This window comes from Elusimicrobium simillimum, from assembly GCF_049639735.1.
In the GTDB taxonomy this organism is placed as follows: Bacteria; Elusimicrobiota; Elusimicrobia; order Elusimicrobiales; family Elusimicrobiaceae; genus Elusimicrobium; species Elusimicrobium simillimum.
The window spans coordinates 942,120-957,402 of record NZ_JBEVVA010000003.1 but is presented as its reverse complement, the minus strand read 5'-3'; the positions used below and the strand labels follow the sequence as shown (position 1 = coordinate 957,402).

Annotated in this window: 8 protein-coding genes; all 8 read right to left on the bottom strand. The window is 44.5% G+C overall.

The window, feature by feature from the left end; all coding sequences use genetic code 11:
* Positions 1-115: 115 nt before the first annotated feature.
* The 8 genes from AAIR98_RS05340 to AAIR98_RS05305 all read right to left on the bottom strand — a co-directional run bounded on the left by AAIR98_RS05340 (position 116) and on the right by AAIR98_RS05305 (position 15,040).
* Positions 116-358, bottom strand: a complete 243-nt coding sequence (locus tag AAIR98_RS05340) for a hypothetical protein (protein WP_423971170.1) — start codon at positions 356-358, stop codon at positions 116-118.
* 21 nt (positions 359-379) lie between these two features.
* A complete protein-coding gene (locus tag AAIR98_RS05335; protein ID WP_423971169.1) occupies positions 380-1,843 on the bottom strand; it encodes a hypothetical protein in 1,464 nt (487 codons plus the stop codon).
* A gap of 49 nt (positions 1,844-1,892) precedes the next feature.
* On the bottom strand, positions 1,893-3,098 hold the full coding sequence (locus AAIR98_RS05330) for a hypothetical protein (protein ID WP_423971168.1): 1,206 nt from the start codon (positions 3,096-3,098) through the stop codon (positions 1,893-1,895).
* 227 nt (positions 3,099-3,325) lie between these two features.
* Positions 3,326-4,507 (bottom strand): hypothetical protein, encoded by a 1,182-nt coding sequence (locus AAIR98_RS05325; protein ID WP_423971167.1) that lies wholly within the window; start codon positions 4,505-4,507, stop codon positions 3,326-3,328.
* Positions 4,508-4,543: 36 nt separating this feature from the next.
* Entirely contained in the window at positions 4,544-5,164 is a 621-nt protein-coding gene (locus AAIR98_RS05320; protein WP_423971166.1) for a hypothetical protein, read from the bottom strand.
* Complete coding sequence (locus tag AAIR98_RS05315) at positions 5,149-6,261, bottom strand: tRNA nucleotidyltransferase/poly(A) polymerase-related protein (RefSeq protein WP_423971165.1); 1,113 nt, start codon at positions 6,259-6,261, stop codon at positions 5,149-5,151. The genes AAIR98_RS05320 and AAIR98_RS05315 overlap by 16 nt, the downstream gene beginning before the upstream one ends.
* A complete protein-coding gene (locus tag AAIR98_RS05310) occupies positions 6,258-6,893 on the bottom strand; it encodes a CpXC domain-containing protein (protein WP_423971164.1) in 636 nt (211 codons plus the stop codon). The genes AAIR98_RS05315 and AAIR98_RS05310 overlap by 4 nt, the downstream gene beginning before the upstream one ends.
* A gap of 155 nt (positions 6,894-7,048) precedes the next feature.
* On the bottom strand, positions 7,049-15,040 hold the full coding sequence (locus AAIR98_RS05305; RefSeq protein ID WP_423971163.1) for a hypothetical protein: 7,992 nt from the start codon (positions 15,038-15,040) through the stop codon (positions 7,049-7,051).
* Between the last annotated feature and the right edge of the window lie 243 nt (positions 15,041-15,283).

Here is a 15,283-nt window from a genome sequence, read left to right as displayed (position 1 = left end):
TCACGTTTTTGCGTTAACGCAAAAACTCAGGATGACTTTATTTATATTAATATCTATAAAAAACCGCCGCTCAAATTTGAGCGGCGGTTAAATATTAAATAATATTTTACTGCTTTTATTTCTTTACCGCGGGCCGTTTTTCAACATAATCAAATGTTGACCTGGGCGTTTCGTTCTGCGGTACTTCCACGGCTACCACACGGCGCCTTGGCTCCGACTGTTTGCGTTTAAGTTCATCCAAGTACGCTTGCTCTGCCTTAGCCTCGTCCCTCACGCCTGACACATAACAACCGTAGGCGGAGGCCACAACTATAAACACAAACAACCCTATTATAATACGATACAATGCTAGTTTCATATATAAACCTCTTTATTAAACTTATGTTCCCCTTTTGTTATGCTTAATAGCCTCTTCCAAAGCTTTTCTCTGCTCATCGGTATTAAGAAAGGCGTTAGGAATCTGGGTCATAGCCGCACCGGCCACTGTACTAAGCCCCAGCTGCATAATCCAGCTGCCGTTGGCAACTTTTCCGGCTAAGGTTTTTAACAATGTGGTAGTACCGGGTATCCAGGCCATACCTATGGCGCCTATACCTAATACAAGCATTGAAGTTAACACTATCTTACTTGTATTAGACAAGCTTACGCCATTGTCGTTATTAAAGATCTGTGTAAAGGCATAGACAACGGCTGTCAACGCCGCGGCCGTGATGGCCGCTTTGGCTATGACTTGGAATGGGTCGGTCATTGAAAGGAATGAAGCCCCAATCGCGCCGCCAACACAAGCTGTAATAGCCAATACAGCCGCGCCAAACGCTTTTTTGGTTCTGGCGTTTCTAAGGTCTTCTTCCAGTTCTCTAATATTTCTGGGGTCAAAGGTAGAACTGGTGGATTTATTAAGGTTATCCAAAGAAAGATCACTGGCTGTAGGAGCAACTGTATTGCCGCCAATACCAACAGCGTTTTGCCCGGCGTTTTGGTATGTGTCGCCGATGAATGACGCGCCCACATTTTCCCCTTTAGCGCTGGCTAAAGTTTTACGTATTGAGTAGGCCTGTTTTAAAGCGTCCGAACTGCCTTGCCCGCCGCTGCGCGCGCTGCCGTCAACGCTGGAGCTGGAGTTGTTAAATTTATCTGTCCTGCCGCCTCTGCGCGCTTTTGCCGCCGCGCTGTCAAGGCTGCTGGGGCTGTTGACCTGGCCAAGCGCCATACTTCTGACTGAAGAATCCTGGCCTGAAGATCTGTTGGCGTACTGGTTAGCGCCGCCCGATATGCTTCTGCTTTTACCGGAACCTATGCCTGAGTTACCCGCGAGGCTTTTTAAATTATCCTGCCCGGTCGCTCTGGCCTGGGCCGCCGCCTGGGTAGCGTTATCCTGAACACGTTTTACCTGTTCGTTCACACCCGCCATAATGTCAGACTGCGCCTGACTTTGCCTGGCTATACCCATGCCCTCAAGCGTGCCGCCGCTGCCGCCCGAGCTGGTAAATGAGCTGGAGGCTTCTTGCCCGCCCGCACCGCCTGAAGCGTTGCTTCTTGTTGCGGAAGCTAAACGCCCGTCTGTACTGGACCTGTAGGCTGATAATGACGCCGTGTCATTACCCAATGAGCCGCCGTACTGGTTATTTGTAACGGGGTTATAAGCCCCGCTGCCGTACTGCGCGTCCCTATAGGCTGAGGAGGACTGCGTAACTCTTGGCGCGTTCATACCGCCCTGGTTACCGCCGCCGGCCATGTTATAGACCAACGCGCCCGTAACGCCTGTTACGGCTATAAGCCCGGCGCCCATTACAACATTTTTGGCCGCCCAGCCTAAGTTATTTAATATTTTATTAAGTTTCATAATGGTACCTCCAAGTACCGTTTAACTGTAATTATATTTTCACAAAAATCTATTTATTTCTATTGCTGCCTTTTTTAATACTTTCTATCATATCATCGGCCGTAGGAGCCTTTGGTTTATATGCGTCAGGTAAAGTTACTGAGCTAGTGTCAATCTTAACAGCCTTGTCGCCAGATCCTGTAACAACGTCTGTTATCACCCCCGCGGCATTACCGTAAAGCTGCTCACAGTTACCAGGGTTTTTGGCGTCTTTCATACAATTTTTATAGTTGTCCATTAACTTGCCTTTGGCATAATCGGCACCTATGTTGGTGGCTTTATCTACCAGGCCTTTTAAAGCCTGCTGGCCAAGACATTCCCAAAAACCGTCGCAGTCTTTAGCCTCTTTGTTATTATCTTTGGTTTTAGACTCGGCGTCTTTAAGATTGTCTTCCTCGTCGTTAGTGGCGCCGGGGTCTTCACTGCCCATTTTTTCTTCCGCCTTAGCCACCATGTCTTCTAAGGTAAGAGATTCTAAAGCTTTTTCTAAATCACTGTCCAGCTCTGCAGTGCTTTTAGAGTTTTTGAAAGCGGCTATAGCGTCCGACATAGCGGCTTCGCCCGATTTATTGGAGGCGGACATTGTCTGCGCGTAAGCGTTTAACAGGTTGCGCCCGGCCTCGGTCTTTTTAAGTTTTTCCACAGATTCTTTGGTTAACCCTTTACCGCCTGTACCCGCTGCTTTGGGTACCGCGTTGCCCGGCGTCCAGGTTCTGCTACCGCCGCCACCTGACATTCTGGCCATGCCGGCACTGCTAAGGCTGCCAATAGGGGTGGTGGTGCGGGTATAACTGCCGCGGTTTGTGGAATATGACGCGGCAGCCGCGTTACGCGCGTTTCTGGCGTCAATCTCTTTTTGGGCGTCTTCGTATTCTTCATCCGGCGCGTCCGGTATGCCTACAAGAGCGTCCATTTCCTGGCGGGCTTCCTTTTCTTCAGCGGAGTAAAGCGTGCTGGTAACGGGGTTGCCGTTAATGTCATTATATCTGGCTAAAAGTTCTTGTTCGGCCTCGTCATTTACAAAGGGCAGCTGGGCAAGGTCAACCGCGCGGGATTTAAGGCCGTCAAACTGGTCCGGGTTACCCTCTTCACCGCCCATTACTGAGGCTAGTGTAGAGATAACAAATATAAAAAGTAACGCGCACGCACCCCAGGTGTATGCTGTTTTTTTATCCATGTTCTTAAGGGAAGTTCCCTTTTTAACTATAAATGCCATATTGCCCTCTGTATGATGTTATATATATAATAAATAATATTCTTTTATAAAGCAAAACATATAAAAAAATTCCTGCCCTTGTTGACCCGTACTTAAAATAAGTACGCTCAAACACAGAGCTTAAACTAAACGGCGCTCTAATGCGCCTACTACTAGTATAATAATTATTATTATAATGTCAAGGGTTTATTTAACTATTAATACTAACCCTAAAACACTTTCCCCCGCTAGTAGCCGCCTTTTTTATCTGTTATGGCCTGCAATTCGGCCGCTGTGACATATTTTTTAATACTGCGTTCTATGTCAGAAACTTGCTGGTACGGCAGTACCCTGTAAACAGTTTTAGAAGGCTCAAAAACTTCCGTCCACTTGGCAAGCGTAAGCGGGTATTTATATAAATCATAATCCAATACAAGATAGTATATATTACTTTTATCCGCCACAACAATCATGGTGGCGTCGTGGTACATCCATAAATTTTCTTTATCCGCGCCTAGAGTATAGGGCGGTGAAATAAGATTGCCTTTAAAACGTAAAGGCTCGGCATTGTTGTGCAAAGCTATTATTTTATAAACGCTAAGCAACCTGTGCCCGCTGGCCGACACGCTGCGCTGTATTAAAGACTGAGCGCACGCGCTGTATGAAGCAGGGTTACACGCCATGGCGCGGCGGCCGGCGTAATATTTGCTGTCCGGGTTAGAGTTTTTTTCATTTTGAAACATGTCCAGGTACGAATGGTTAAAGTTAAAAAGGTCAACCATAAAACTGCTCAGCTGGCGGTTAAGCGCCGGCGGTATGGTAAAATTTTTAATAGCGCCTTTTACATAAGCGCCTTTATTTTCGCCGTAGGCTCTGGACATGTTGGAAAGAAACATCATCTCAAGCTCTTGGTTATAGGGTGAATCCACGTCGTAATCTAAACCAAACTGCTCTCGGAATATTTTTCTGAGTTTGGTTCTTACGGCGGTAGTGTTTTCAGAGTAAAGTTTATTTACGTGGTCGTCCATACCCGTTATTTTATTTTCTATGATTCTGAAGGGAAACCAACGCATTTCAAGCGGGTCAAAAACGCCGGCGGATTCTAAACCTATTTCATAGTTAAGCAGTTCATTATCCACGGTGTATTCCAAAAAAGCGTTGTATAAAAATAATGCCAGCGCGTCTAAATCTTTATCTATTTTTTGGCTGACAAGCCCCCTTACACCCGTCACAGGAGTGTAAGACAAACTATAGTTCATTATGGCAGACTTATATACTTTTTTATATTCTTTAAAATTGTAGTCGCGGTAGATGCTCTGGCGTTCGTCAAAGTATTGCTTAAGCCCGGGCACAATGGAAGAGTGCTGCGCGAACAACCCCGCAGAAAAAGTAAGAAGCAAAACAAAAATAATAAATTTAAATTTAGTCATATTTATATTCTAACAAAATAGAAATTATATTAAACATTAAAGAGAAATATCTTTTTGCAAAGGGCCGGAAAGTATTTTACGCAAATGTTGTATAAACGCGTACACCGCGAACACAAAAATTACCGCGCCCACAGCGTAAAAAATATTACCTATAAGCACATCATGGTAAATAGTGCCAAAGTATTCGTGCAAGTATTCCCAGTCACTCATATTACTGTCCGCGGTAGCGTTAAGAAGCGTGATTTCAGGCAGACTGGTGGAGGCGGCGTAATTGCCCACGCTGTACATGCTAAAACCAAACCACGCAATACAAAAATCAGCCTGGCAAGGTTTGCCTTTACGCAGGAAAATTAGAAAAGCTATCCCGGGCACCAAAAGTTCGGTCAGGCCGCCGCCGGCTATACGCCAAAACTCATTACCCATTGTTATAAAACCAAAAACAGGGTGCCCAACCTCATGTATGCCGATATTAAAAAACTGCAGGAAAGAAAAAAGTGTTTTTAGCTCATCAGTAGAAATTAAGTGGTATAGAAAAAACGACAGCACGCCAAGCACAGTTAAAATAACCGCGTCATATTTTACCGTCCAGGGAGCGCAATGGTAGGGGTCAATAAAATCATGAATATCAGCTAATAAACTTTTTAAACCGGTAACCATTTTTTGGCCTCTGCCATAGCTCCGGTTTTATTTTTTATTTTGCCTTTATATTGCAATGAGCGTAAAAGCGTGTGAACCTGCGTTATTTGCGGCCCTTTAAGGCCAAGGGCGCTAAGTTCCCCGCCTGTAATAAAACTGGGTTGTAACGCGGTTTTGCGCAGCCTTGGCTGAGACAAAGTAACTATTAGACGTTCTTCTTTGGTAAGCTCTTTAAGCGGCGCCTGTTTGGAGAAAAATACTTCCCACGCGCGGTAAAGCGTTTGGTAAATTTCGCGCTTTAAACGCAATTGCTGCAAAAACTCCCCCCCGTACTTATCCAAACCGCAAGCTAAAACGCCAAGGCGTATATTTACATCCTTTGTCTTAAGTATAGAATTGAAAAATTTAATACGAGGAAAAATAAAATCTGTAAGGTCGTACTCATCCATCAGCGCGAAAATCTCTTTTACTTTAGGTTCTTCAAGTATTTTTAAAAGTTCCTGGCGCACACGCTCGCGCGAAAGCAAGTCAGGCAGTTTATCCTCCACCGCTTTTTTAAGAAGTGATGATGTGGAATCGTCCACCGTCCACCCAAAGCGGCCCGCAAAACGTAGCGCGCGGAACATGCGGGTAGGATCGTCCACAAAACTTTTATCGTGCAGTATTTTTATGTATTTGCCGTCTATAGCTTTTTGCGCTTCAAAAGGGTCAAGGTAGGTGTCAAAATCAGCGGGCAGTAAACTTAACGCCCAGGCGTTTGCGGTAAAATCACGTCTGAAAAGGTCTTCCTCAATGGTGCCGGGGCTAACTTTGGGCAGCGCGGCGGGGTGCTCGTATTCTTCTTTGCGGGCGCGGACAAAATCTATTTTTATTCCGTTTTTAAGATCCGTGCGGAAAGTGCCAAAAGTATCAAACTTTTCTTTTTTTCCGCCATATTTTTTTATAACAAAATCTACAAGTATTTCGGGGTCGCCAATTACGGTAATATCAAAATCTTTAGTAGGGCGTTTTAAATAAAAATCTCTCACCGCCCCGCCCACAATCCATACTTTAAGGTTGTGTTCTTTGGCATGCGTGCCAATGGCGCGCAGCATGGGGAGAAATCTTTTTTCTATCATAAAAATAACGCTGTCGTTTTGCCGCCTTTAAGGTCTGCCTCAAACTTTTTAAGACGCGCGGAATTAACGCCTGAGGCCAAAACCCCGTGCGCGGATTTAAGCAAATCTTCCTGCGTGTTACCAGCCTTTACGGGAACATAAAGCGGGTAACCGCTGTTGCGCGCGTACTCAGGTTTAAGCGTGGCAAGTTTATAGCCAAGCGACGCCGACGCCGCGGCGACAACTTCAGACTCTTCCACAAAATCATTTTCCTCAGCGATAAGATTTTTTAGCGCTTCCAAACCAAACACGTAAAGCGGCTCTGAGCCTATCTTCATTTCTTTAGCTATACTGTGTTTGATAAGCTCAAAATCATGATGCATTTTTTCTTTAATTTCTTTTTCGTTTTTCTTTTCTTTTTCATCAAATACAAAAACAAGCAGGCCTGTTGGCGCGTCAAAATAAATCAAATTGTTTTCATGGTAAAAATAATGCTTGCAGGTGGGGCAAGACATTAGGTTAAGCTCGCCGCCAAGCGCGGCGTCTTTAAGTTCCGGGGCGCTGGCCGCGTCTATAAGAGACCAAAACTCGCTTTCAAACTCCTCGCACCCGTGCGGGCATTTAATATTTGCACTACCTTTAATAGATTTCATAAATTCTCCTTAAATAACAACATATACTTTAGCAAATTAGCTTTATTATGGAAATTACTAATATAATAGATTTTTCTTGTCCGTAATGATTATCCGCATTACAAAAACTCCCCGGTGTTAGCCGGGGAGTTAAATAAATTTACAATCAAAACGCTTTACTGCTGCGTTTGCGGCGCGGCCCCGGCGTTATTATCATAATGCCAGCCATTGCCCCATGACGCGCCGTTTGCCCAATCCTGCGGGTTAACAGTGCGCAGGTGACGCCTTCTGGCGGCGTTAATCTCGCGCCTGCTAATGTCAAATGTCTGGCTTAACGGGCCTTGATACGCCCTTACTGTTGAAATACTCTTAATAACATTCCATATATAACCGCGCTGCCAAATTATGGGAATAGCCACCAACAACGCGGCAACCCAGCCTGATTTTAATTGCGCGATACATTTTAAAAGCATTTTAAGATTTTCATCCGCGTCTACCATTTCTACCGTAAGCCCGCGAACATCTATTTCATGAGCAAAAACTAAGGTGGCAACAATACCCACTAAGAATGTAAGCCCGCCCACACCTGCCATAAGTCTGTTAAAAAGGGCTGATATATACGGGCTGTAAAGTTTTTTAGCGTTTTCGGTTGTTTTATAAATATCCGCAAACTCGCCCTCAACCTGTCTGCCGGCTTTGGCGGCTGAAATTTCTTTATCAACAGCGCTATATATGGTTTTTTCTATAACGCCCATAGCCTGCGCCTGGTAGTTAGATAAACCAAGCGTTGCAAAAAACACAAACATTGACCCTAGCAGCGGGTTTGCCGCATAGGTTAATAAAAACCCGGGCACACCTATAGCACCTATAGGCGCGGCCATAGCTAAAACCTCGTCGTCACTAATAATTTTTTTGGTAATTAAATACTTTGCTAACATTCTGGCTAAAATAGCCGGTATCATAGTGGTGGCAATTGTAATAAACAGCCCAAACGCCCCGTCCTGCTGGTATTCCAACATTACTGTGCCCGTACCAAGTATTACTATAGACGCGTCCATAGCCTGCTGGCCGCCTATGGCTATAGTGGTATTATAAATAGTACTGCTTAATTTATTTTTAATGCCAAGCCTTTTTAACTCAGTTTTTAAATGAGCGTTTTTTAAACCATGCTCCGGCCCCAAATATTCAAGTTTCTCACCGGTAATTTTACGTTTAACAGCCGCAAACATACCTCTAAAACCGTTTGCTATACTTCCGCCCATATACCTGCGTAAAGACATGGGATTTTCCGCCTTATCCTTATACCCCGCACGGTAAACCTTATATAAAGTGCGTGCAGTAAAAAAGGTAAGTAACGGATATGTAATTGTAAAAAAGTTTGCGTCAAAAACACCATAAAAATCTATAGAGTCGCTTAAAAGATTAATATTTTCACTAAGAAAACCGCTGTCATTTAAAATCATTGTAATCAGTTTTAAACCAGCATAAGGCAACGAAACAAAAATACTGCCGTATTGCTTAAACAACTGCCATTGCGCGTTGTTAGCAGAGTTGTGCTCACTGGTTACAGAATTTTTACTTACCAAATCTTTGGTTGTTTGCTGTGTAAGAGATGAGCCCAAACCCAAACCAAGCGCAATCAAAATCATAGCCCCGACAACCCAAAACGGCGCACCCGGCTCTATAATACCTTTAAATGCCATAACGTCGGCAATTACCAGAGTTCCCAGAGTTGTTTTAAGCCCAAGCTTAAGAATTTTGTCATTACCCAAATCACGTATTAACTTTTGAAAATAACTTGCCAGAAGATTAGGCGCATACGCCGCCATAGGCAACGCTTGCACAGCCATAGGAGTAAGGTCCATACCTTTACCCACTACACCTATCATATTTCTAACTAACGAGCTCAAACTCATGGCAGACGCCCAGTTTAAAGCGTTAAGTTTGTCTCTATTGAACCTTACTAAAACATCTAACTTAGCAGCAGATGATTTGCCGTTAATAGATTTAATAAGTTTTACAAAATTGCCAAATTTATTTTTAGGCAGTCTTAACTGCGCGGAGTCTAACACAGTTTCGCTACCGTGCGCTGTTTTCATGATAATATTGTTATCATCAATAACAACCCTATACCCGTCTTTAAATTCAAATACTACGGACGGGTCTATAAGCAGGTTTGTAAGCACGTCCCCTTCCGGGGTTCTTACATAAAGAGGATATTTAGCCGTCTCGCTAGATGTAACATCCTCATGGCCTGAAATAGATTTATATGATTGCACATTAACCAGCTTTAACACATAATCATTTTTTTCATAGTCATTAGCTACTATAGCCAGTTTAGCCAACTGATACGGCGCCACTTCCATATACCACCTGGTAAGCGCGTCATACCTGCCGTTATCCATAACCTGCAAAATATATTTATCTTTTTCCCATTTCCAAAAAAGCTTGTCTGACTTTACTTTTAAACGCGGGTCTACAAAAAAGTTTACATTTTTAAGGTCCGCATCCTCTGAAGAATCCATTATTCTCAGTGGTTTAGGCTTACCCATTTGTTTTTTATCCGCCAATTTATGGTATTTTCCTTTTACGCCTTTTATAAGTTTGTCAGCCTTTACCTTAGGCGCTTTAAAGGCAATATTTTGCGTCTCATGCATTATTTGGTTTAAAATAGAAAGTTTAACAGAGCGCGGCACATCTAAGTCATTAACATTTTTGTAAACAATATCTCTTAAAGTGTTATTAAACATCATATTGTTTTCTGTTCTTGTCTTGCCGGTCAGCCAGCCCAAAAAAGCTGCTATGCGTGTTTTTGCCGCCGAGGTTTTTTTGTCATTAGTATATTTTTCTAAAGCCTGCTCAACGGAAACTTTTTTAACATTTGCAAATGTATTTTGCAGAGTTTCGCCAAACGGCACGATATCGGCGTCATACGCTATGTCAAATTCAAGCGCGGAAGGACGCGCCATCTCAATAGACGGCGTAAACTGCGCCGCACGCAGGTAATCTGCCGCCGCGTTTATAACATCGTTTTTACCCTGGGTGGTAATATTAAGATTGTTAACAACGTTTTTAATATTGGTTTTTAAAATTGTTCTATAATAAAACCCCGGGTTACCCGTAACGGAACTTATAACAAAATCCACCATGTCGCGCATATGGCCCATAACCCTGTGCCCGTACCATCTGTTATCTTGCGCAATTGCGTAGCGGCCGTCAACGTGCGGTTTAACAATCTCTACCGCTTGCTTTAAAAGAATGGCAGACGACTGGTTGGTTAAATGCTGCATATTAAGCGCGGCGTCTTTCAACGCGTCCTTAGCGCCCACAATGCCGTCTTTCTTGGCGGACAAGGCGCGCAGAAATTGCACCTCAGCCACCGCTTTGGCGTTAAAGACATCCGTCGCGCCCTCAAGCATAGCCCAGTGCGAGACTTTATTACTTCTTTCTTCGGAACGTTTTTTGATAAGAGAAAATACTTCCAAATCTCTTTCATTACTTTTCTTAGCGTCGGCGGAAGATTTGAAAACGTTACGGTTCTCTTCCAATATAACGCTTGTTTCCTTCGCAAGTTTTTCAGCGGAAGCGGACATATTTCTGGCGCTGTCAATAACATCGGAGAGATTTTTATTTTCTCCGTTAAGATACGCAATTTGGCGCTCTAAATGTTGTTCTCTTTTAGAAAAATAGTCAGCGTAAGCTTTGTAATAAGCTATTCTCTGCAAAGCGTCTCTTTGCTTATCTTGAGCTACTTTTAACTCCTGGTTAACCTGTTGGCGCTCTCTTCTTATTTTCTTATAGTTTGCGTCAGCCTCTTGGTACGCGTCTCTCCCCTCAGCGTCAACAGCGGCTGCGTCTAAATCAGCCAGAACCTCTTTAGCTTTTTGTAGTTTCACTTCAAATTCGGCGACGCTCTTTTCCTTAAGATCCAATTCTTTGGTGCGGTTTTCATAAAGAATATTGTTAACTTCAATTTCGGAAACCAACGGTGAAAGCTGTCTCTTAATATCAGTCAAATCTTTTTTAAGATCTTTAACCAGCTTTTTAGAAGCAGTTACATCACCTGAGAAAGCTGATATAATTTTCTGCGCGTTTACATGCGCCGTATTAATCTGTTTTAAAATATCTTTTGTGTTAACGGCATAGCCGGCCAAAGCCATTTTCTCAAGAAGAAGGTTGTTAACCTCTTTTTGTATAGAATCCACAATTTTTGTCTTTTGGGCATTTTGCATGCCGGAGGCTAACACCTCTGCCTTAATATTATTGACAAGACTTGCAACCTCGTCCTGTGTGGTTACAATATCTGTACGGCTATTTGACAGTACTCTGGAATATTCCCTGTCAAAAATATATTTTTTTATCCTTGCGTCTTCCGTTGAAATCCTTTGGGTTTTGGCTATAATTTTACGCACGCCGCCGCGCAGCGCGGTAAATGCCTTTGTCACAAGATTCGGCGCAAAACCGTTCATTGTCAGGTAACCCGCGCCTTCAGATACAGCCGTGGCTTCTTTATCAAAAAACTTTATGAAACCTTTTTTATCTTCCTTTGCCGCCACATGCTGTTTCAAGTCAACAACGCTTACGCCCGCAGCGGTCTGCGCGGACACTAGCGCCGCGCCGCTTAATGTGGAAATTTTTTCAGGTGTGTTTAACGCCTCGGTAACTTCGGTATTGGGCGCATCACCCATAGGCATAACAGATTCTTCTAACCCTACTTTAGGCGCGGCCGAGGCTAATAAAACAATATTACCGTCAATAAGCAAATTGCTCTTTGCCGCCTTAGGCTCCTGATGGCTATAATCAACAGCAGAAGGCTTTGAGGCATTAGCCTCAGCATGGGTTATTTGGGGGCGGGGGGTGGTGGGATTGGACGCTGTGGTCTGGTTTTTTACTTCTCTGGGTTGTACGCCCGTAAAGTAATTGTTGTTTAGGTGCGTTATCGCTTCTTGCCCCGATTGCGTGTATTGCTTTTGCCAAACGCCGCTTTCTTTATTTAATACCCAATGCTGGTTGTTACCCTCTATATCATTTATATAACCTTTGACAGCGCGCGTTTCGCCAACTGTCAGCATTCCTTCTCTGCCAGAGGCTTTCGCGTTTTGGTAAATTGCATCTATCGCCGCTACGCTGCGGGCAAGGCGCGTTTCTCTGGACACATTATATTGTTGGTCTACACTTCTTGTAAAACCGTCCGCCTTTGTTTTATTACTTAATCTTTGCGCTGCGTACCTTAGCCCCATCTTAGCGCCGTTGGCCAAGTTGCCCGCTAAATTATCCGCCTTTACTATCTGACCGCCTACTTCTTTGGCAAACGGGTTCATCGCTTTTAATAAATATTCAAAATCACTTATACCTTTATCTTCTTCCGCAGTTCGCCCTTGCATAGGCGTGCGGATGTCGCGCCCGATTATCCTCGGCGCGCCTAACGATAAGCCCGCGCTCGCCCCGGCGCTTACAGGTATATTTAATTTGCCCAACGCTTTGTTTATACCGCTGTTTTCCCCCACTAAACCATTTAACGTCTTGGCCGCCGAACTTACAGGACTTGCCGTTGTTACTTTTGTTACAGGCGCTGTTTTGCTTACACTGCCAACACCTCTTATCGCCGTGGGCGCGCCTGACTCCGACAATATGCTTGCTGAGGGCATACCACTCTTCATAGACTGCATTACCGAGAACTCCGCCGTCGCAGCCCCCTGCGTGCTTACAGCTTGACCCGCAGGCGTTATTAACGACGCCGCTACATACTTCTTGTTGCTCCCCTGCAAACCGTAGCCTATATTGTCTTTTAATATCTCTAAACTTAAACTTAACTCTCGGCTCCTATCAAGAAGGTTCTGGCGCCAGCCTGACGCCTCGCCATAACTCTTTCCTCCCAATATCCTGCGCTCTATAAAATTGTTTCCCGTCTCACTGCCCAACCTGCTAAACTTCTTCCCCTCCAAACCTTCCACGCTAACCTTATTCCCTCCCGATGCCAAGGTCTTACTTATATTTGGGTCTACCTTGCCTATCTTTTTACCGCTTATTTGGTTTAATTGCTGCTCCCTTGCCAACGACCTCTCTATACTTAACTTCTCGCCGGCCAGCTGCTTCGCCCGCGCGTCTACCTTCGCGCGGCCTATACTCGTCCTCAAATGCTCACGAGTTAAAATGTTCAACGGGTTCGCCGCGTTGTTCGCCTTAAACTGACTGCCGCTAAACGCCTTAAAATTACTACCACGCCCTGCTCTCGTCGCTTGCGATAAGTTCTTATACATCGCGTAATGCCTTAGGTTCTTTATACCGTTCGTTCCCTTCCTGCCCACCTGCGTCAAACGGTACATCTTTAAACCTATCTGTCCGCTCTGACGTACTAAACTTACACCCATTCGACCTATAAAAAATACCGCCAGCGCTACATCCGCGCTGCCCGCAAACGTCGTCATTATACCCGTCTGGCTTACCTCACTCCCCTTCCATAACTCACCCTCTCGATTAATTACCGCGTGCTTCGTTACGTTCTTCTTCAACGCAGCACTGCTCTCTGTCCTTAATAAATAATTGTATATCCTCTTATCCAACTTCCCCTCATCTACCTCGTTCATATCTCCAAAACTCGCGTTCATTATATGCGCCAATAACATCCCTCGCTGGCTTAACCCCGCCGCCGCTGCCTGTCCGCTAAACTCTATACCCAAATCTACCTTAACCTTCCCGCTTAACAAACCCTCCGCTATAAACGGCATCACTCCACTACAACCCACACTCCTCGCTCCCATATACGTCCTTACTCCACACGCCCCAACACTGTACTTAGACAATATTGACAAACTCTCCGCGCTGCCTTCCGCCAACAATACATCCACAACCTGCGTCCAAGCATTACCCATGCTCGTCCTGTCTATTGGGTACGCCGCATTCACACTCTTCTTCCCCAAATACTTCCCGTGACGGTCCTTCCACTCACGCGCATACGTGCTTAATAATAATAAATCATAATCCCCGCTAACCTGCTTCCTTTCCTCCCTCGTCGCGTATCCTACAACGGTGTCCAATTCACTATACGCCCCTAACGACAACAGCGTCCCCGCGCCTGCCATCAATAACGCGCCGCTTCCCGCAATATCCATACTGTTTATTAACAAACGCCTAACATCCCCACCGTCACTCCTGCTGCCCAACATCCCTATACCCATCACCGCGTACATCTCATCCACACAACCCGCCTCCAAACAATTACCCTTCGATACTTTACTCTTATACAAACTAAGTAATTCCCTTCGCTCTCCTACATCAAACATCCCCTCAACCGTCAACAATAACGGACTCACCCTCAATACATACTTGCCATACGTATTAGGCTCACGCCTCCATAAACCAAGCAACTCACTCTTCTTCTTCGATAGCTCTCGGTGCGTCTCCCTCAATAACCTCTCCTCTACCTTCCCCCACTCTGCCTTGTATTGCGCGTACCTAGACTTGCTGTCTACTCCCAATACTACCCCCAACTCACCATGCAATTCTTTGCTCCAGGCCGATATCTCACTAGTCTTGTATCCCTCATACAACGCCAGATCCGCCGCACTCATCCCCCTCAACGAGTACTCCCTCAACTCCCCAGCCAATATCCCCTCCTGCTCTCCTACCTTGCGCGATATCTCACCTAAATACTTTACCTCCAAATCCCTTCGCTCCTTATCAAACTCCTTCTTATAAGATTCATATCCCAACGGCCCAGATTCTACCCCTTCATTTAATCCAAAATATCCCTCTATTACCTCACTCAACTCGCGCCCGCGCTTATCCGATATACTCTCCACTACCTCCTCTGCCTTCTCTCCAGGCCCCATTGGTACATACACAACTGTAGTGTTATCTCGACGCAATACTATATCTTCATTCGCTTTTGCAGCCGCCTGTGATTTGATCTCTTCTATACTAAATGTTTTTAACTTGCTCAAATCATATTTTGATAAAGAGGCATTCGATAAATCTTCCCCCAAACTAGAAGAAGAACTTATAGGAGTGGTTGGGGCGGGATTTCTGGAGACGGTTTTACTGCTTACTTGGGCAAGAAGGTCATGCGGCAAAGAGGAAACAATGAGACACTGGATTAAGATAACACTGATAATCTTAACCGCAGCACCAGGAAAAACGGAAATTAAGTTATAAACCATTTTTTTCATAAAGTTTCCCAAAAATAAATCTTACCAGCCGCACACATAAAAATGAAAAAGCATAATATATATATAAATATAAATAAAATACTCCCACATCAAAAGTATTGATAATTTGCCGCCAAACCACAAGGGCCAAAGGACCTATACGACACATAGGTCTTTTGGGTACTTATCGACGGTAAATTAGAAGCATATAAAAACAAAAACCCCTTTTGTAAAAAAAGAGGCTTAAACGCGCAAAAATCAATT